This is a genomic window from Paractinoplanes atraurantiacus (assembly GCF_900215205.1).
Lineage (GTDB): Bacteria > Actinomycetota > Actinomycetes > Mycobacteriales > Micromonosporaceae > Actinoplanes > Actinoplanes atraurantiacus.
Genome location: NZ_OBDY01000001.1, coordinates 59,274 through 77,243, shown reverse-complemented (window position 1 = coordinate 77,243; position 17,970 = coordinate 59,274). Strand labels below are relative to the sequence as shown.

The 17,970-nt window shown below is 69.9% G+C and carries 14 protein-coding genes; 4 read left to right on the top strand and 10 right to left on the bottom strand.

Features of this window, described 5'->3' with window-relative positions:
* The first annotated feature begins 38 nt into the window (after positions 1 to 38).
* Positions 39 to 2,111: a PhoX family protein gene (locus tag CRP55_RS00300; RefSeq protein WP_097317433.1), complete on the top strand. Its 2,073-nt coding sequence runs from the start codon at positions 39 to 41 to the stop codon at positions 2,109 to 2,111.
* Between the two features lie 89 nt (positions 2,112 to 2,200).
* The gene (locus CRP55_RS00295) at positions 2,201 to 4,276 is read left to right on the top strand and encodes a PhoX family protein (protein WP_097317432.1); all 2,076 of its coding nucleotides are present in this window, start codon (positions 2,201 to 2,203) and stop codon (positions 4,274 to 4,276) included.
* 91 nt (positions 4,277 to 4,367) lie between these two features.
* Here the strand turns inward: CRP55_RS00295 and CRP55_RS00290 are convergent, their stop codons facing one another.
* From CRP55_RS00290 to CRP55_RS00245, 10 genes are all read right to left on the bottom strand, one after another.
* On the bottom strand, positions 4,368 to 4,652 hold the full coding sequence (locus tag CRP55_RS00290; protein WP_245922707.1) for a metalloregulator ArsR/SmtB family transcription factor: 285 nt from the start codon (positions 4,650 to 4,652) through the stop codon (positions 4,368 to 4,370).
* The gene (locus CRP55_RS00285) at positions 4,649 to 5,485 is read right to left on the bottom strand and encodes a metal ABC transporter permease (protein WP_097317430.1); all 837 of its coding nucleotides are present in this window, start codon (positions 5,483 to 5,485) and stop codon (positions 4,649 to 4,651) included. The genes CRP55_RS00290 and CRP55_RS00285 overlap by 4 nt, the downstream gene beginning before the upstream one ends.
* Positions 5,469 to 6,362, bottom strand: a complete 894-nt coding sequence (locus tag CRP55_RS00280) for a metal ABC transporter permease (RefSeq protein ID WP_245922706.1) — start codon at positions 6,360 to 6,362, stop codon at positions 5,469 to 5,471. Before CRP55_RS00280 ends, CRP55_RS00285 begins: the two co-directional genes overlap by 17 nt.
* Positions 6,359 to 7,105 carry a metal ABC transporter ATP-binding protein gene (locus CRP55_RS00275; RefSeq protein ID WP_097317429.1) on the bottom strand — a complete coding sequence of 249 codons (747 nt, stop codon included), beginning with the start codon at positions 7,103 to 7,105 and terminating at the stop codon, positions 6,359 to 6,361. Before CRP55_RS00275 ends, CRP55_RS00280 begins: the two co-directional genes overlap by 4 nt.
* Before the next feature lies 1 nt (position 7,106).
* Positions 7,107 to 8,072 carry a metal ABC transporter substrate-binding protein gene (locus CRP55_RS00270; protein WP_097317428.1) on the bottom strand — a complete coding sequence of 322 codons (966 nt, stop codon included), beginning with the start codon at positions 8,070 to 8,072 and terminating at the stop codon, positions 7,107 to 7,109.
* Positions 8,073 to 8,141: 69 nt separating this feature from the next.
* Positions 8,142 to 9,896: a YncE family protein gene (locus CRP55_RS00265; RefSeq protein WP_097317427.1), complete on the bottom strand. Its 1,755-nt coding sequence runs from the start codon at positions 9,894 to 9,896 to the stop codon at positions 8,142 to 8,144.
* Positions 9,897 to 9,945: 49 nt separating this feature from the next.
* Positions 9,946 to 10,683 (bottom strand): class I SAM-dependent methyltransferase, encoded by a 738-nt coding sequence (locus tag CRP55_RS00260; RefSeq protein WP_097317426.1) that lies wholly within the window; start codon positions 10,681 to 10,683, stop codon positions 9,946 to 9,948.
* 57 nt (positions 10,684 to 10,740) lie between these two features.
* A complete protein-coding gene (locus CRP55_RS00255) occupies positions 10,741 to 11,931 on the bottom strand; it encodes an aminotransferase class V-fold PLP-dependent enzyme (protein WP_097317425.1) in 1,191 nt (396 codons plus the stop codon).
* Positions 11,931 to 13,238, bottom strand: coding sequence for a pyridoxal-phosphate dependent enzyme (locus tag CRP55_RS00250; RefSeq protein WP_097317424.1), 1,308 nt, complete (start codon positions 13,236 to 13,238; stop codon positions 11,931 to 11,933). The genes CRP55_RS00255 and CRP55_RS00250 overlap by 1 nt, the downstream gene beginning before the upstream one ends.
* On the bottom strand, positions 13,235 to 14,677 hold the full coding sequence (locus CRP55_RS00245) for a type III PLP-dependent enzyme domain-containing protein (RefSeq protein WP_218853975.1): 1,443 nt from the start codon (positions 14,675 to 14,677) through the stop codon (positions 13,235 to 13,237). The genes CRP55_RS00250 and CRP55_RS00245 overlap by 4 nt, the downstream gene beginning before the upstream one ends.
* A 189-nt stretch (positions 14,678 to 14,866) precedes the next feature.
* Here CRP55_RS00245 and CRP55_RS00240 point away from each other — a divergent pair, with 189 nt between their 5' ends.
* Together CRP55_RS00240 and CRP55_RS54270 are read left to right on the top strand one after the other, a co-directional pair.
* Entirely contained in the window at positions 14,867 to 15,928 is a 1,062-nt protein-coding gene (locus tag CRP55_RS00240; protein ID WP_245922705.1) for a YibE/F family protein, read from the top strand.
* A 40-nt stretch (positions 15,929 to 15,968) separates the two neighbouring features.
* Entirely contained in the window at positions 15,969 to 17,966 is a 1,998-nt protein-coding gene (locus CRP55_RS54270) for a glycerophosphodiester phosphodiesterase family protein (protein ID WP_097317421.1), read from the top strand.
* Positions 17,967 to 17,970 lie beyond the last annotated feature (4 nt).

Below are 17,970 nucleotides of genomic sequence, written 5' to 3'. Positions count from 1 at the left end.
CCTGGGATCGATGCACTCCGATCAAAGGAGATCTCGAGATGCGCGAGCTGTTACCCCTGTTGGGCCACGGCCGGGACGCCAAGACCTGCCTCTACCGGTGCGGGAACGCGTGCGACCACCCGGAGCCCAACCAAACCGACAATCCGTATTTAGGCGATATCGTCGCGGGGGAGGTAAGTCGTCGCGGGCTATTGGCGGCCGGCGCCGGCGCCGGCGCTCTGGTGCTCGGAGTCGGCGCTCCGGTCAGCGCGGCCGGCCCGTCCGCCGCCGGCCCGTCCGCGACCGGCGCTTCCGCCGCTCCGGCCTCGTCGCCTTCGTCCGGCGCCTTGACCTTCAAGCCGATTCCGCCGAACGAGCTCGACACCTTCATCGTGCCGAACGGCTACGACCACGCCGTGGTCATCCGCTGGGGCGACCCGATCTTCGCCGGGGCGCCGGGGCTCGACGTCCACCACCAGACCGGGGAGACCCAGTCGCGGCAGTTCGGCTTCAACAACGACTTCCTCGGCGTGCTGCCCTTCCCCGGCCGTCACGACCGCGCCCTGCTGGTGTCGAACCACGAGTACACCAACGAGGAGCTGATGTTCCCCGGCTTCACCAGCCAGGAGGCGCTCACCGTCGACCAGGTGCGGGCCGCGATGGCCGCGCACGGCATGTCGGTCGTCGAGCTCGAACGGGTCGGCGACACCGGGCAGTGGCGGCCGGTCCGGTCGAAGCGGCGGCCCTACAACAAGCGGCTCACCATGCTGGCCACCGAGTTCCGGGCCGACGGGCCGGCCGCCGGCTCGCCGCTGCTGCGGACCGCGGCCGACCCGCGCGGCACCACGATCATCGGCACGCTCAACAACTGCGCCGGCGGCGTCACGCCGTGGGGCACCGTGCTGTCCGGCGAGGAGAACTTCAACCAGTACTTCGTCGGCGGCGACGCCGTCCCGGCCGCCGACAAGCCGTACCTCAATCGCTACGGCATCCTCACCACCGCGCGCTATCCGTCCGGGTCACGCCGCTGGGAACGGGCGCAGGAGCGCTTCGACCTGGCCAAGCACCCGCACGAGGCGAACCGTTTCGGCTGGATCGTCGAGGTCGACCCGTTCGAACCCGATGCGCCGCCACGCAAACACACGGCGATGGGCCGCTTCAAGCACGAGGGCGCGAACGTCATCGTCGCCAAATCCGGGCACGTCGTCGCGTACATGGGCGACGACGAGCGGTTCGAATACCTCTACAAGTTCGTCTCCGACGGCCGGTACCGGAAGAACGACCGGAAGCACAACCTGACGCTGCTGTCGTCGGGGACGCTGTACGTCGCGCAGCTCAGCGGGGACAGCCCGCCCTCGGAGATCGACGGCACCGGGAAGCTGCCCTCGGACGGCGCGTTCGACGGCACGGGGAAGTGGATCAAGCTGGTGTCGGGCACCACTTCCTTCGTACCGGGAATGAGTGCCGTTGAGGTTCTGACTTTCGCCCGTCTCGCCGGGGACGCGGTGAAGGCGACCAAGATGGACCGTCCCGAGGACGTCCAGCCGAGCCTGAAGACCGGCAAGATCTATGCCGCGCTGACCAACAACACCAACCGCGGCGTCGGTACGTATCCGGGCGTCGACGAGGCGAACCCGCGCGTGGCCAACAAGCACGGCCAGATCTTCGAGATCACCGAGGACGGCGGCGACCACACCGGCACCACCTTCACCTGGTCGCTGCCGATCGTCTGCGGCGACCCGGCCGACCCGGCGACGTATTTCGCCGGCTTCGACAAGACGAAGGTCTCGCCGATCTCCTGCCCTGACAACGTCGCCTTCGACAGCACCGGAAACCTGTGGATCGCGACCGACGGCAACGCGCTGGGCAGCAACGACGGGCTGTTCGCGACACCGATCGAGGGGCCGTCGCGCGGCCACCTCAAGCAGTTCCTGACCGTGCCGCCGGGCGCCGAGACGTGCGGCCCGTTCATCACCGGCGACGACCGGTCGGTCTTCGTGGCGGTGCAGCACCCGGGCGAGATCACCGGCGCCACGATCGACAACCCGGCATCGACCTGGCCCGATGGCGACTTCGCCAAACCGGCGGTCGTGGTCACCTGGCACCTCGATAACAGAGCTATCGGTAGTTAAGACGTTTACGCCGCGTTCACCCCGGACCGGTAGTCCGGGGTGAACCCCCTCTCCTACGTTTCGGGCAGCTCACCTATCGAGGAGATGAGATGCCTGATATTCGCCGTCGGTTGCTACCCCTGCTGGGGCACAGCGGCGGGAGCCGGGACGCGATGACGTGCCTCTACCGGTGCGGCAACGCGTGTGACCACCCGGCCCCGAACGAGTCGGCCAACCCGTACCTCGGCGACGTCGTCAGCTCGGCCCTGAGCCGGCGCGGACTGCTCGCGGCGGGCGGCGCCGGCGCCCTCGTACTCGGCCTCAGCTCCACCCCCGCGGTCGCGGCGACCCCGGCAAGCGCCGCGCCTGTGTTTCACGGAAACCACGGCGGCGTGAAGGCCGGCAAGCTGACCTTCAAGGCCATCCCGCCCAACCAGCTCGACACCCTGATCGTGCCCAACGGCTACGACTCGTCGGTCGTCATCCGGTGGGGCGACGAGGTCGTGCCCGGTGCGCCCGACTTCGACCTGGGCCGCCAGACCGCCAAGGCGCAGTCGAAGCAGTTCGGCTACAACAACGACTTCGTCGGCGTCATCCCGATCAGCGACGACCGTGCCCTGCTCGTGGTCAACCACGAGTACACCAACGAGGAGCTGATGTTCCCGGGCTTCACCAGCCTGGACGCGCTCACGGTGGAGCAGATCAAGGTCGCCATCGCGGCGCACGGCCTCTCCGTGGTCGAGATCGAGCGGGTCGGCCGCACCGGCGAATGGAAGCCGGCGCGCTCCAAGCGGCTGCGCTACAACCGGCGCATCACCGCGCTGGAGACCCCGTTCAAGCTCACTGGCCCGGCCGCCGGCACCCCGGCGCTGCGCACGGTCGCCGACCCCAAGGGCTACACGGTGATCGGCACGCTCAACAACTGCGCCGGCGGCGTCACGCCGTGGGGCACCGTGCTGTCGGGCGAGGAAAACTTCAACCAGTACTTCGTCGGCGGCGACGCGGTGCCCGAGGCCGACAAGGCGAAGCTCAACCGCTACGGCATCACGACCACGGCGCGCTACCCGAGCGGCTCGCGCAAGTGGGACCGGGCCCAGGAGCGTTTCGACCTGGCCAAGCACCCGAACGAGGCCAACCGGTTCGGCTGGATCGTCGAGGTCGACCCGTTCGACCCGGACGCGCCGCCGCGCAAGCACACCGCGATGGGGCGCTTCAAGCACGAGGGCGCCAACGTGATCGTGGCCAAGTCGGGCCACGTCGTCGCGTACATGGGTGACGACGAGCGGTTCGACTACCTTTACAAGTTCGTGTCGGCCGGCAAGTACAAGAAGAACGACCGTCGGCACAACCTGACCCTGCTCGAGTCGGGCACGCTCTACGTCGCCAAGGTGACCGGCGACAGCCCGACGGCCGAGATCGACGGCACCGGCAAGCTGCCCACTGACGGCGCCTTCGACGGCACCGGCACCTGGATCAAGCTGGTCTCGGGCAACACGTCGTACGTCCCCGGCATGACCGCGGCCGAGGTGCTGACCTTCACCCGCCTCGCCGGCGACAAGGTCGGCGCGACCAAGATGGACCGTCCCGAGGACGTCCAGCCCAGCCTCAAGACCGGCAAGATCTACGCCGCGATGACCAACAACACCAACCGGGGCGTCGGCTCGAACCCCGGCGTGGACGAGGCCAACCCGCGCGTGGCGAACAAGCACGGCCACATCTTCGAGCTGGTCGAGAACGGCAACGACCACACCGGCACCAGCTTCACCTGGTCGCTGCCGATCGTCTGCGGCGACCCGGCCGCGGCCGACACGTACTTCGGCGGCTACGACAAGACGAAGGTGTCGCCGATCTCCTGCCCCGACAACGTGGCCTTCGACAGCGCCGGCAACCTCTGGATCTCGACGGACGGCAACGCGCTGGGCACGAACGACGGCCTGTTCGCGACGCCGATCGAGGGTTCCGAGCGGGGCGCCCTGAAGCAGTTCCTGACGGTCCCGCGCGGCGCCGAGACCTGCGGCCCGTTCATCACGGGCGACGACCGCTCGGTCTTCGTGGCGGTCCAGCACCCCGGCGAGATCAGCGGCGCCACGGTCGACAAGCCGGCTTCCACCTGGCCCGACGGCGACTACGCCAAGCCCGGCGTCGTCGTGACATGGCGCCTCGACGGCGGCCCGGTCGCCAGCTGACCCTCGCGCAGCTACAGCAGGGCGCTCGGCCGATTTTCCCGGCCGAGCGCCCTCTGTTCGGTCGCCGACGGCGAGCACGTCGGCCGGCTGGCTACTCGCCTCCGGCGTAGCGGACCACGTCGGTGACCAGGTCGGCCGTCGCCTCGTCGGTCAGGGCGTAATAGACCTGGCGGCCCCGTCGGCGGCGGCGGATCAATCGGGCGTCGAGCAGGAAACGCAGATGGTGGGCGACCGCGGTGGGGTCGGCCGGCACGGCGGCGGCTATCTCGGGAGGGCCCAGCTCGCCGCCGCGCAGCAGCACCAGGATGCGCAGGCGGTGCTCATATGCCATTCCTCGCAAAACGACCACGGCGCGCTCCAGAACGTCGTCGTTCACGCTGTGCCTTCCCGGGGGCGCGAAGCCGTCAGAAGCGATGCGGCCGGGCGGGCCAGGAGCGAAGAGACGGCCAGGAGCAGGGTTGCGGTGAGGGCGATGCTTGCGCCCGCGGCGACGTTCCAGATGTACGAGGCGTAAAGACCGCCCAGGCCGCTCGCGACCGCGAAACTCACCGCCAGCGCTGTGATCACTGGTAGGCGGGTGGACCACAGCCGGGCCGCGGCCGCCGGGGCGACGATCAGCGCCACGGCCAGGATCGTCCCCACCGCGGGCACGATGGTCACCACGACCGCTTCCACGGTCAGCAGGAGCACCACGTCCCACGCCCCGACCGCCAGGCCGGCCGCCCGCGCGCCGCCGGGGTCGAAACCGGCGAAGGTCAGCGGGCGGGCGCAGACCGCCAGCAGGGCCGCCACCGCGACCAGCATCGCCGCCGTGATGAGAATGTCCTGGTTGTTCACCGTGAGAATCGAGCCGACCAGCAGTGCCGACAGGTCACGGCTGAAGCCGCTCTGGGTGGCGATCAGGCCCGCACCCAGCGCGAATCCGGCCGAAAGCACCACCCCGGTCGCGGCCGCCGCGTTCTGACCTTGCCGGCGGCTCAGCGCGGCCACCCCCAGCGCCACCACCGCGCCGGCCACGATGCCGCCGGCGAAGACGTTCACGCCGATCAGGGAGGCCGCCACCACGCCGGGGAAGGTGGCATGGGTCAGCGCCATCGTGAAGAACGACAATCGGCGCACCACGACCTGCACGCCGATCAGACCGGCCAGCGCACCGGCCAGGATCACCTCGGCGATCGCGCGGTGCAGCGCGTCATCCCACCAGCTCATGGGGCGATCCCTTCGGGGCGGGCGGCGTTCCGCGGTGCGAGAGCGACGAGCGGCGCACGGTCGACAAGCGGCCCAACGGCAGCAACAGCAGGTAGGCCAGGACGAGCAGGAGGACGACCGCCGAGGCCGAGGTCAGCGAGATGCCGTAATCCACCGACGCCGTCCAGCTGATCCATAGGCCGCCGTAGCCGGCGAGCAGGATCAGCACCGTACCGATCACCGCCATCGCCGCCAGCCGCGCCGTGATCAGGCGGGCCGCCGCGGCCGGGATGATCAGCAGGGCGACGACCAGGATGGTGCCGACCGCTCGGACCGCGGCCACCACGACCAGGGCGACGATCACGTTGAGCCACAGGTCCAGCCAGAAGGTCCGATACCCGGCCGCGGCCGCCGCGGCCGGGTCGAAGGTGCGAAACAGCAGGGGCCGGGCCGCGATCGCCAGCATCACCAGGATCACCGCGGCCAGCACGGCGGTCTCGGCGATCTGCCGCGGCGTCACGGTCAGCAGGCGCCCGAAGAGGAAGGACGTCAGGTCCGAGGTGTACGAGGACTGGCGCGAGACGAGCACGACGCCGATCGAGAACATCGCGGTCAGCACCACAGCCGTGGAGGCGTCGTCGGACAGCGCCCCGCCGCGGGTGAGCAGCGTCAGCACGACCGCGGTGAGCAGCCCGGCCACGAGCGCGCCGACGACCAGTCCCTCCACCCCACCGGCCAGGAAGCCGATGACCACGCCGGGGAAGACCGTGTGGGTGAGCGCGTCCGAGACGAAGGAGAGCCGGCGGGCGAAGACGAAGACGCCGACCGGCCCGCAGATCAGCGCGAGCAGCGCCAGCTCGGCCATCGCCCGGGCCATGAACGGCACGGTGAGGATCACGGCTCCACCAGCACCGTGCGGCCGTCGGCCAGGTCGATGGCGTGACCTCCGTACGCCGAACGCAATTGATCTGCCGTCAGCACCTCGCCCGGCGGGCCGAAGGCCCACTGCCGTCCGTTGATCAGGCACACCAGGTCGGCCACGTCGCGGGCCAGGGCCAGGTCGTGCGTGCTGAGCAGCAGCGCGGTACCGCTGCGGGTGAGCTCGCGCAGCACCGAAAGGATCGCCTCCTGGCTGACCACGTCGACGCCGTTGAACGGCTCGTCGAGCAGCAGCAGTTCGGGTTCGGCGGCCAGCGCGCGGGCGAGCAGCACCCGCTGCCGCTGACCGCCGGAGAGCAGCCCGAACCGGCGCCCGGCCTCGTCGGCCAGACCGACCCGGTCGAGGGCCTCGGTCACGGCCCGCCGGTCGGTGGCCCGGGTGGGCCGCCACCAGCCGATCCGGCGGTAGCGGCCCATCAGCACGACCTGCGCCGCGGTGACCGGGAAGTCGGGGTCGAGGTCGCCGACCTGCGGCACGTAGCCGCACTGTTCCCTCGACCGGGCCGGTGTTCGGCCGAACACCTCGGCGGTGCCGGCGAGAACCTCGGTGAGACCCAGGACCGCTTTGATCAGGGTCGACTTGCCGGCGCCGTTGGGCCCGGCCAGGGCGAGGCACTGCCCGGCCTCCAGCGAGAGGTCCACGTGGGTGAGGACCGCAACGCCGTGGTAGCCGACGCTCGTGTCGGCGAAGCGCAGGACCATGTCAGCCGGCCAGCGCGTCCACGATGACCTTGGTGTTGTGCTCCTCGGCGCCGAGGTAGGTGCCCGTGGGCGTGCCCTGCTCGCCGAGGCTGTCGCCGTAGAGGGCGTCCTCGCCGCCGATCACCTGGACGCCGGCCTGCTTGGCGATGGCCTCTGCGCTCTTCGGCGGCAGCGAGCTCTCGGTGAAGATGGCCTTGGTGCCGGTCGCCTTGATCTTGGCGACCAGGTCGGTGAGCTGCTGCGCGGAGAGCTCGGCCGACGTGTCCAGGCTCGGGATGACCGAGCCGACGAACTCCAGCTTGTAGCGGGCGACGTAGTAGCCGAAGGCGTCGTGGTTGGTGACGAGCTTGCGGTCGGCCGCGGGCAGCTTGGCGAACGCGGCCTCGTTGTCGGCGTCCAGTTTGTCGAGCTTGGCGGAGTACGAGGTCAGGTTCGTGGCGTACGCGTCCGCGTCCTCCGGATCGGCCGCGGCCAGCGCCTTCTCGATGTTGGTGACCATGATCTTGGCGTTGCGCGGGTCGTGCCAGATGTGCGGATCGTGCTCCTCACCCTCGGCGTGCTCCTCGCCCTCGGCGTGCTCCTCGCCCTCCTCCTCGTGGCCACCCTCGCGCAGGGTGACGCCCTGGCTGGAGTCGACGACGGTGCCCTTGAAGCCGGCCGAGGCGATGGTCTGGTCGAGCCACGACTCCAGGCCGACGCCGTTCTTGACGACGACCTTGGCCTCGCCGATCGCCTTGATGTCGGCCGGCGTGGGCTCGTACTCGTGGGGGTCCACATTGGGCTTGATGATCTGAGTGACGGTGACGTCGTCGCCGCCGATGTTGCGGACGAAATCGGCCACCTCGGGGGTCGTCGCGACCACCGAGAGGGCGGCGCTGTCCGGGGCGGCCGCGGCTCCGTCGTCGGAGCCGCAGCCGGCCAGCGAGATCAGTACCGCCGAGACAGCGAGAATTCCCAGTGCTTTCACGCTGCGAAACGGTAATCGTTTTCAATAATTATCGTCTAATGGCAAGATGCGGATGTCGCCACATGTCGATCAGGCGGTGAAGGTGAAGTACTGGTACGCCCCGTACGTCGTGTAGTTGACGCTGTCACCGGAGGTGCCGGTGAGGTAGACCGCGCGGACCCGGTAGCGGGCGCCGACCGGGTGGGTGCCGGTCAGCGTGAAGGTCGACGTGCCGGCCGAGGTCAGCGGGAGGTCGAGCACCCGCCAGGTCTTCCAGGCGCCGCCCGACACCACTTCGAAGATCAAACGCTGCTTGCGGTTCGGGTACGGGGTCATGGTCGTGACGAAGTACGGGTGGACCGTCTTGCGGTAATAGCGGTAGGGGACCGTGCCGATCTTGGCCGCCTTGTACTGCCGGGACGGCTGGAGGGCGATGGCCACCCGGGTGTTGAGCACCGCCGAGGCTGTGGCCGGCAGGTACTTGGCGTCACCGGCGAACTTGACCTGCACGGCGGTCGTCCGGGTCAGCTTCAGCGTGGCCGTGAGGACGCCCTTGGCGTCGACCGTGGTCTTGCGGAGCAGGCGGGCCGGCTCGGTGCCGTACGGGTCGGCCCAGATCTCGACGACCCGGTTGGTCGTGGCGGCGCCGAGGCGGGCGGTGACCGTCGCCGTCGTTCCGTACGCGCTGACGGTACCGGTGGGGCCGATGGTGAGCGAGGGGCTGACCCGGGTGACCGGCGGAGCCGTCGTCGGCACCGTCTGCTCGGGGCCGTCGAGCACCCAGAGGCGCCACTCGGCCTTGTAGTTGTAACCGAGGGCGAAGACCCGCTTGCCGCCCGGCTCCCAGGCGACCTTGCCGGTCTGGTCAGGGATCGGCTTGTTCTCCGGCGCCGTGTTCGGCAGCTGGAACTCCTGCTCGGCGGTCTCCGTGCCGGCCGGGTAGAGGGCCACGTCGGTGGAGCCGTCGCTGTTGTTGTAGCCGATGGCGACTCGGCCGTCGGTGTTGACGTCGATCGACGACGGGGTGCAGATCTTGTTGTCGTACGCGGTGATGCGTGCGTACGGGCTGGCGATCGGCGCCTTCCAGATCGGGCAGCCGACACCGAAGCCGATCAGCGAGGCGCCGTCCGCGGTGACGGCGGTGTCGCGGACGAACGTGTCGCTCGAGCTGCTCTTGACCTTCAGCGTCTCCTTCGCCCCCGACACGTCGTAGACGGCGACCGCGCCGCTGGTCATGGCGTTGTTGGAGACGTCGGCCACGACCAGCGTGCCCGGGGTGCCCGGAGCGGTCAGCAGCTGGGGCGCGTCGTGGAACGAGGTGCGGTCGGCCGTGGCGTCATGGAGGGCGGGCGACCCGCCGGCGACGTCGAGGGAGCCGAAGTTGCCGGTGTAGTCGTTGTCGGCCGAACCGTCGTAGCCGAACCACACCCGGCCCGCGACCAGTGCCAGCGTGCGCGGATAGACCGTCGCGCCCAGCGGGTAACGGCCGGTCTCGGCCAGCGTCGCGGGGTTGAGGGCGACGATCGCGTGCGCCTCGGCCACCGCCGCGTAGAGCGTCTGACCGTCGGCCGAGAGCGCGAGCCCTCTGATGCCCGGCAGCGCGGTCTTCGTCGTCTCGACCTTGCCGGCGTACGTCGTCCGCAGGAGCTGCCCGGTGTTCTCGTCGCTGATCAGCAGCCGCTGGCGCGCGGTGTCGACGGCGACGTCGCTCGCGGTGGAGATCGGCAACAGCGCGCCGCCGCCCAGCTCGGTCGAGGCCGAGGCGTCCAGGGTGCCCACGGCGACCGCGACCGCGGCGGTACCCAGGACGGTGGCCGCCGTGAGGGCGGCACGAAGTTTGCGCATAGGGGAGCAACCTACGTTAAATGATCAAGGTCGAATGTCGTCCGATCAGCTACTTCGCGAGCGGGGCGGCGCACGCCAGCGCGGCGTGGCGACCGTCACGCCAGATGAGGCCCGTTTCGGTGAAGCCGGCGGCCCGGGCGGCGGCCTGATGCCAGGACAGGGTGCCGGCGAAGTTGGCGGGGACACGGTCCCGGAAGACGTCGGCGCGGGCGGCCATCAGGTGACGGAACTCCTGCGCCTGGGACAGGTCGCTCCACCACTGCACCCAGGCCATCTCGGCGGCGGCGTCGCCGGGGGACGGGTCCATCGCGCGCATCACCGACGGCAGCCCGTCGTCGGGCATGAGGTCGGCCACGATGAGCAGGCCGCCGGGGGCCAGCACGCGGCGGCACCGGCGGTACAGGTCGCGGATGGCGGGGGGCGGCAGATAGTGCACGGTCATCACCGAAGTGACGAGGTCGTAGCCACCGCCGGCGAGGCCGGTCCACGCCGCCGAGTCCAGGTCGGCGTCGATCACCGAGACGCCGGCCGCGCGGGCCAGCGAGAGCAGGACCGGGTCCAGGTCGACCATGGTGACCCGGCCCGCGGGCCAGCGGGCCGACATCCGCGACGCCAGCACACCGGGGCCGCCGCCGAGGTCGAGGCAGCGCCGCGGAGAGCCGCCGCGGACCGCCTCGACCGTGGCGGCGATGGCCGACTCGAGGCCGGCCATGCCGGGCACGAAGCCGGCCATCACCTCGTCCCAGGTGCTGCGCCAGCGGTCGGAGTCGAGCGCGGTCGACGGCATGGGCCCATCCTCGCCAGCTAACGGAAATGACACCCATTTCTACCAAAGAACCGCCAGTCAGTGGTCGAGCGCCGCCAGCGCGTCCAGGAGGCGGTCCACCTCCTCGACCGCGGTGTAGGCGTGCAGGCTCACCCGTACGGACGAGGTTTTCTCTCCCTGATCTCCCTGACAGTGACCGTCCGCACGGACCAGGAGCCCGTCGCTCTCGAGGATGAAACCGAGATCGTTGGAGGAGATCTCGCGGTGCCGGAACGTCACGATCCCCTGCCGGCGCTGCACCGCCGACGCCGCCGAAAGGCTGCTCTGGCAGCCCAGCACCTCGTAGCTGTCGAGGCGGTCGAGGCCGTCGGTGAGCCGCGCGCCGAGCGCCCGGCTCCACCGCGCGATGCGATCGAGCCCGGTCCGGTCGAGCCAGTCCATCGCGGCGGCCAGGCTCACGATGCCGCTCGTGTTGGGCGAGCCCCGCCACCCGGCGGGCTGGAAGGCGGGGCCGCGCTCGTTGGCCGCCCAGATCGCGCCGATGCCCGGCAGGGCCATGGCCTTGTGCCCGGAGAAGACGACGAAGTCGACGTCGAGCGGGGCCACCGACAGCGGCACGTGACCGAAGCCCTGTGCCGCGTCGAGGCAGATCGCCACGGACGGCCCCACCGCCGGGCGCAGCCGGTGGATGTTCATGTCGTTGCCGTAGACGTGGTGCACGTGGGTCGCGGCGATCAGCCGGGTCCGCGGCCCGACCATGCGGCGCAGCCGGTCGGTGTCGTAGTCGTGCGCCTCGTCGTACGGCATGGCCCGTACCTCGACCCGGGCGCCGCTCGCGGCCTCGAGCCAGGGCACGATGTTGGCGCTGTGGTCGGCGAACGGCACGATGATCTCGTCGCCGTCGCGCAGCCGGGGGGCCAGCCAGTCGCGGGCGACCGCGCGCAGCCCCTCGGTCGTCCCGCTGACGAAGTGAACGCCCGAATGGCCCGATCGGTCGCCCAGAAAAGACCGCACCTGATCGGAGGCCCGGACGATCCGGTCGGTGGTGCGGTTGGCCCAGGGATAGGTGCCGCGGGCCGCGTTCGCGTTGCCGGTGGTCAGATAGTCCAGCACGGCGTCGAGGACCGCCTGCGGCTTCTGCGAGGTGGCCGCACTGTCCAGATAGGCCATACCCGGATGGGCCATGAGCTGCGGGAACTGGGCCCGCACCCCGGCCTGCCACGGCAGCAGCTCACGAATGGTGTCCGTATATTCCCCTACGCTGATCATCAGTCACGCACCAAAGGCGCCCCGGCGTCGCGCCAGGCGATGACGCCGCCGGCCAGCGATCGCACGTACGGATGTCCCATCCGGCTCAGCAGGGCCGCATACCGGGCCGATTTCTCGCCGACCGGGCAGACCAGCAGCACCGGCTGCCGCCGGCTGAACGGCAGTCCACCGTGGAGCAACTCGTCGAAGACCTCGTCGACGATGTTGATCGAGCCGGCGATGTGCTGGGCCTGGAACGCGTACGGGCTGCGCAGGTCGACGACGAGACCGGGCCAGCGCTGCGCCTCCGGCACGTCGATGGCCGGCGCCGCCGCCACCTCGGCGGCGGTCAGGGTGCGGTGGTCGTGGCGGCGGGCCGGCCGGCCGAACAACGTGGGCCGCCGCTCCCGCAGGTAGCTGAGGTAGCTCTCCATCCGGTCGCAGACGATGAAGACCGCGGTGCGGCGCTCGCCGAGCGTCGCGTCCAGCTCGCGCAGATGGCGTATGGCACCCTGATAGGCCCCTCCGCCCGTCGGGCCGGCCGGCGTGCCGCAGCGCCGGATCAGCGTGAGCATGCCGTCGATGGCCTCGTCGGCGCTGATCGTCTCGAGGTCGTCGTAGACGCCCGGGTCGAACAGGCCCACCTCGTGCACCTCGTCGATCGTGCGGATGCCGGGAATGAAGTCGCTCTTCTGAGCGACGAGACCGATCACCCGTACGTCCGGGTCGTGCTGCCGCAGCGCCCGGGCCACCCCGGTCGACGACCCGGCCGTGCCCACGCAGGCGATGAAGTAGTCGGGGGCGCGGCCGTCCAGGTCCTTGACGATCTCGGGCCCGGTGCCGCCGAAGTGGGCCTCGACGTTGTCGTCGTTGAAGTACTGGTCGGTGTGCACATAGCCGCTGCCGTCGGCCGCGAGCGCCTGGTGCATGCGGGTCAGCGGGTCCTCGGTGTCGGTCGGGTCGAGGCACTCGGCCTGGCCCGGCAGCTCCTCGATCTCGGCCCCGAGCAGCAGCAGGAGGTCTTTGACCTCGGGCACCTTCATCCGGTTGGTGACGCTCTTGAACGGCAGGCCGTGCATGCCGGCCAGCATCGCGAGCGCCTTGGCCGTGTTGCCGCTGGAGAGCTCGACCACCGTGTCCCCGCGCCGGACGGCGCCGTCCAGCAGCGGGCGCAGCATCGCCAGGGCGGCCCGGTCCTTGAGCGAGCCGAACGGGTTGAGCAGCTCCATCTTGGCGTACAGGTCGATGTTGCGAAGGCCGTGGACGGCCGGATCGATGCGCACCAGCGGGGTGTTGCCGATGGCCTCGGTCATGTCGTCGTATCTCATGATTCCTCCGCGCGCGGGTGGACGGGCCAGTACTGCTCGTCGAGGCACCAGCGCCAGGCGCCGCCGTCGCGGTAGACCGCCACCTTGCGGCCGATCGGCTGGTGCAGGGCCTGCGTGGCGCTGAAGTCCATGAAGTAGCCGGCGGTGTTCACGAAGGCGAGCAGGTCGCCCGCCCGTGGCGTCGTCGGGAGGAACACCTGGCGGCGGGTGATCAGGTCGGCCTCGAGGCACAGGTTGCCGAAAAGATAGAAGGCTTTGGCCGTATCCGATTTGTCGGCAGTGATGACCAGCGGATCCATCAGGACGCCGTGTTCCTCCAGGCTCACATCGCGGGCGTTGCAATCGAGCCGGATCACCGAATCGCGCACCTCGAGCACCCGGGCCAGGACGATGCCGCACTGGTCGAGCAGCGCCCGCCCGGGCTCGATGTCCAGGTCGTACATGGTGTCGAGCAACAGCGACCCGAGCGGCCGCCGCAGCCCCGGCGCGTGCGCCTCGAGCAGCTGGTCGAGATATCCGGGACCGGAGACCGGCCGGTACGAGGGGTAGAGCCCCAGCACCCCGCGCAGGGTCCCGGCCTCGTTGCGCAGCCCGTATCCGTGCCCGTTCCAGGTCATCGGCTCGCGCCGGCCGAGCACGGCCTGGGCCAGCTCGGACGTGTACCGCTCCCACTGCGCGCCGTCGGCCAGATAGTTGACGCCGAACCCGCCGCCGATGTCGACCGAGCGCACCTCCAGCCCGCGCGACCGGCACTCCTCGAGGGCGGCCAGGCAGCCCTCCAGGGCGATCGCCTTCTCGGGCCAGCCGATGGTGTCGAGGTGATAGGCGACGCCGACTGGCTCCAGCTCCTCGCGGTGTTTCTCCAGCAGGTCGAGCACCTCGCCGAGACCGCCGGCGGGCACGCCGAAGCGGCTGCGCCGGCTGATCACCTGGACCCCCTGCGACGCGAACTCGGACAGGCGCACCATCACCCGCACCCGGGGAAGGCGGTGCTCGGCGACGAGCGCGGCCAGGTCGGTGAGCTCGCCGAGGGAGTCGGCGTTCACGATGACGCCGGTGCGGGCGGCCAGCCAGAGGAACTCGCGGCTCTTCGGGCCGGTGGCCATGATGCGCTCGGGGCCGAATCCGGCGCCGAGCGCGTGCTGCAATTCGGCCAGGGAGGCCACGTCGGCGCCGGCGTCCCCGATGGCGGCGAGCCGCCTCAGCAGGGCGGCCGACCGGTTCGCCTTGTGTGCGAAGTAGACGCGGCCACGCAACCGGTGATGACGATAGGACTCCCGAAAGGCCTCGACATTTGCTTCGAGCAGGTCGGGAAGGACGATGTTGAGTGGTGATCCGAGGCCGTCCACCAACTGCCTCAGCAGCTCCGAATCGTCGAGAACGGATCGGGCGACCGGTTCGATTCTGGGGGTCAGATAGAGCGGATTCAGATCGGGCACAATGGCGACCTCCCGCTTGGCGGTTTTCCCAACCTAACCGATGATCGGAACGGTTTCTATACCCGCAGTGATGAGTCAATCACTCATTCTCGTTTGCGCATGAATAAAACAGATTTGTCAATCCCTCTGTCGTTGATTGAGCACTGATATAAGCAATTGCGCATGTATCCCGGCCGCTAATCTTGCGCCGTGGCCGGCCGACACGCGCATTCACACGATCAGCTTCCCGAGATGTCCCGGCGGGCCATCGCGGCCATCCTCATACCGGCCGCGATCGCCACTCTGATCGCGATGATCGTGCTCTGGCCGGCCCGCACGACGCCGCCCACCAGCGAGAACAACCGCGTCGAGGGCACCGTTACGGCGATCGACGGCCGGGCGACCGTACGCCTCGACGACGGCACCGAGACCAGCGCGGAAATCGGCAAGAAAGTCCGCGTCGGCGACCAAGTGGTCCTGCTGCACACCGGCCCCGACTACGCGATCGTCGACCACCAGCGGAGCACCCCGATGATCGGGATGCTCGCGCTGACGGTCGCGGTGATCCTGGCCTTCGGGCGATGGCGCGGGCTCACCTCACTCGCCGGCCTGGCCGTCAGTTTCGCGGTGCTGCTGCTCTTCATCATCCCGGCGATCCTCGACGGCTCACCGCCGCTGCTGGTCGCGGTCGTCGGCGCCTCGGCCATCATGTTCGCCGCGCTCTATCTGACACACGGCATCAGCACCCACACGTCGGTCGCGGTCGCCGGCACGCTGGCCAGCCTGGTCCTGACCGGCCTGCTCGGCGCCGGCTTCACCGCCGCCCTGCATCTGACCGGCGTCGCCACCGACGACGACGCGTTCCTGTCGGCCACCCTGGGCGGCATCGACATGCGCGGCCTGCTGCTGGCCGGGATCGTCATCGGCGCGCTCGGCGTGCTCGACGACGTGACGGTCACCCAGGCCGTGACGGTCGCCGAGATGTCCGCCGGCGCGTCGGGGTGGGCGCTCTACCGGGCGGCGATCAGGGTCGGCCGGGCGCATGTCGGATCGGCGGTCAACACCATCGTTCTCGCGTACGCCGGCGCCTCGCTCCCGCTGTTGCTGCTGTTCTCCACCGGTACCCAGCCGGCCGGCGACCTGCTGACCGGCGAGCTCCTGGCCCAGGAGATCCTGCGCAGCGCGGTCGGCACGATCGGCCTGGTCGCCTCGGTGCCCCTGACCACGGCCCTCGCCGTCCTGGCGGCCGGCCGTAGCCATCGCTTCACTTAAATGTCTCGTTGCGCTTTCCCGCGGGGCGAAGGCTGGCCCCATGTGGCCTCATCACCGAAAAGCGACAGCGCTTCTGGCGGCCGGCGTCCTGGTCGGCGGCACCTTCATCGGCGTGACACCGGCGGCGGCCCACAACCGGAGCTTCGACCTCCAGGCCCACCGCGGCGGCCTCGGGCTGCGCGTGGAGAACACCCTGGCCTCGTTCGGCCACGCGCTGCAGCTCGGCGTCAGCACGCTCGAGCTGGACGTGCAGATCACCGAGGACGGCCGGGCCGTCGTCACCCACGACCGGCGGGTCACCGGCACCAAATGCACCGACACCGCGCCGGCCTACAAGAACGATCCCGAATTCCCGTATGTCGGCAAATACGTCAACACACTCACCCTGGCCCAGGTCCGCACCCTGGACTGCGGCTCGAAGACGCTCACCGACAAACCCGGCCAGCTCGCCGTGCCGGGCGCCCGGATGCCGCTCCTGAGCGAGGTGTTCGCGCTGGTCAAGCGCTACCGCGCGGACGGCGTCACGCTCAACGTGGAGACCAAGGTCGAGGCCGGCGCGCCCGCCGAGACCGCCCCGCGCGAGCAGTTCGTGCGGGTCACCGCGGCCGAGATCCGCCGGGCCGGTCTGCTGCGCCAGGTCACCATCCAGAGCTTCGACTGGGGCGCGCTGAAACGGATGCGCCAGATCGAGCCCCGGCTGCCGCTGGTCGCGCTGACCAACTACGACTTCCTGCAGACCGGGCAGCCGGGCGCGTCGCCGTGGCTGGGCGGCATCGACATCGACGACTTCGGCGGCGACCCGATCCGGGCGATCAAGAGCTTCGGCGCGAGCGCCTTCTCGCCGGTGCACGGCTTCCCGCAGAACGGCACGGTCACCGATCCCGCGTACAAGCCGTATGTGACCCGCGAGATGGTGCGGCACGCGCACGCGTACGGCATCAAGGTCGTGCCCTGGACCGTCGACGATGTCCCCACGATGACCAAGCTCATCGACGACGGCGTCGACGGCCTGATCACCGACTATCCCGACCGCTTGCGGACGCTGCTCGCCCGGAAGGGCTTCAAACTGCCTCGGCCGTACGCGTCACCGTTCGACGTCCAGGCGCATCGTGGTGGCCGGGCGACCCACCCGGAGAACACGCTGCCGGCCTTCGCGCATTCGCTGGCCAACCCGGCGATCTCGACGCTGGAGCTCGACACCGGCGTCACGCAGGACGGCACGCTGGTGGTCCTGCACGACCGCGCGATCAACGGCTCGCACTGCCGGGACACCGCGCCTGCTTCCGCGAACGACCCGGAATTCCCGTACGTCGGAAAGCTCGTCCATGATTTGAGCCTCAAGCAGATCAAGACGATCGACTGCGGTGCGCCCATCCCCACCCTCGACGAGCTGTTCGCGCTGGTCAAGGCAAGTGGCCGCGGCGACGTCCGAATGAACATCGAGACGAAGATCAGCCCGCTGGTGAACGACACCGAGGCCTACCCGGTCTTCACCCGCAAGCTGGTCCGGGCGATCCAGGACGCCGGTTTCGTCCAGCGCGTGACCGTCCAGTCGTTCGATTGGCGCACCCTCCGGCTGGCCCGCGCGCTCGACCGGCGGATCGAGACGGTCGCGCTGGTCTGGCAGTACGGACCGGCCGAGTGTGCTTCTCTCGCCGACGAGTGCTCGCTGCGCGCGGTCTACGACGACCCGCGGGTCAAGAGCCCGTGGACCGGCGGCCTGGACTGGTGGCGTTACCGCGATCTGGGCGCGCTGACCCGGGCGGCCGGCGCGAGCACCGTCTCGGCGAACTGGCAGGTGCACGATCCGAACCAGCTCGCCAACCCCGGCGAAGACTGGTACCTGCGGACGAACCCGGCGTGCTTCCACGGGCCCGTGGTCTCGGTTCTCCAGAAGCGCTTCGGCCTGAAGGTCGTCCCGTACACCGTCAATGACCCTGTCGTCATGCAGCGGGTGATCGACCTCGGGGTGGACGGCATCATCAGCGACGACCCCGATCTTCTGATCAAGGTGGCGATCCGCAACGGCCTGCGCTGAACTG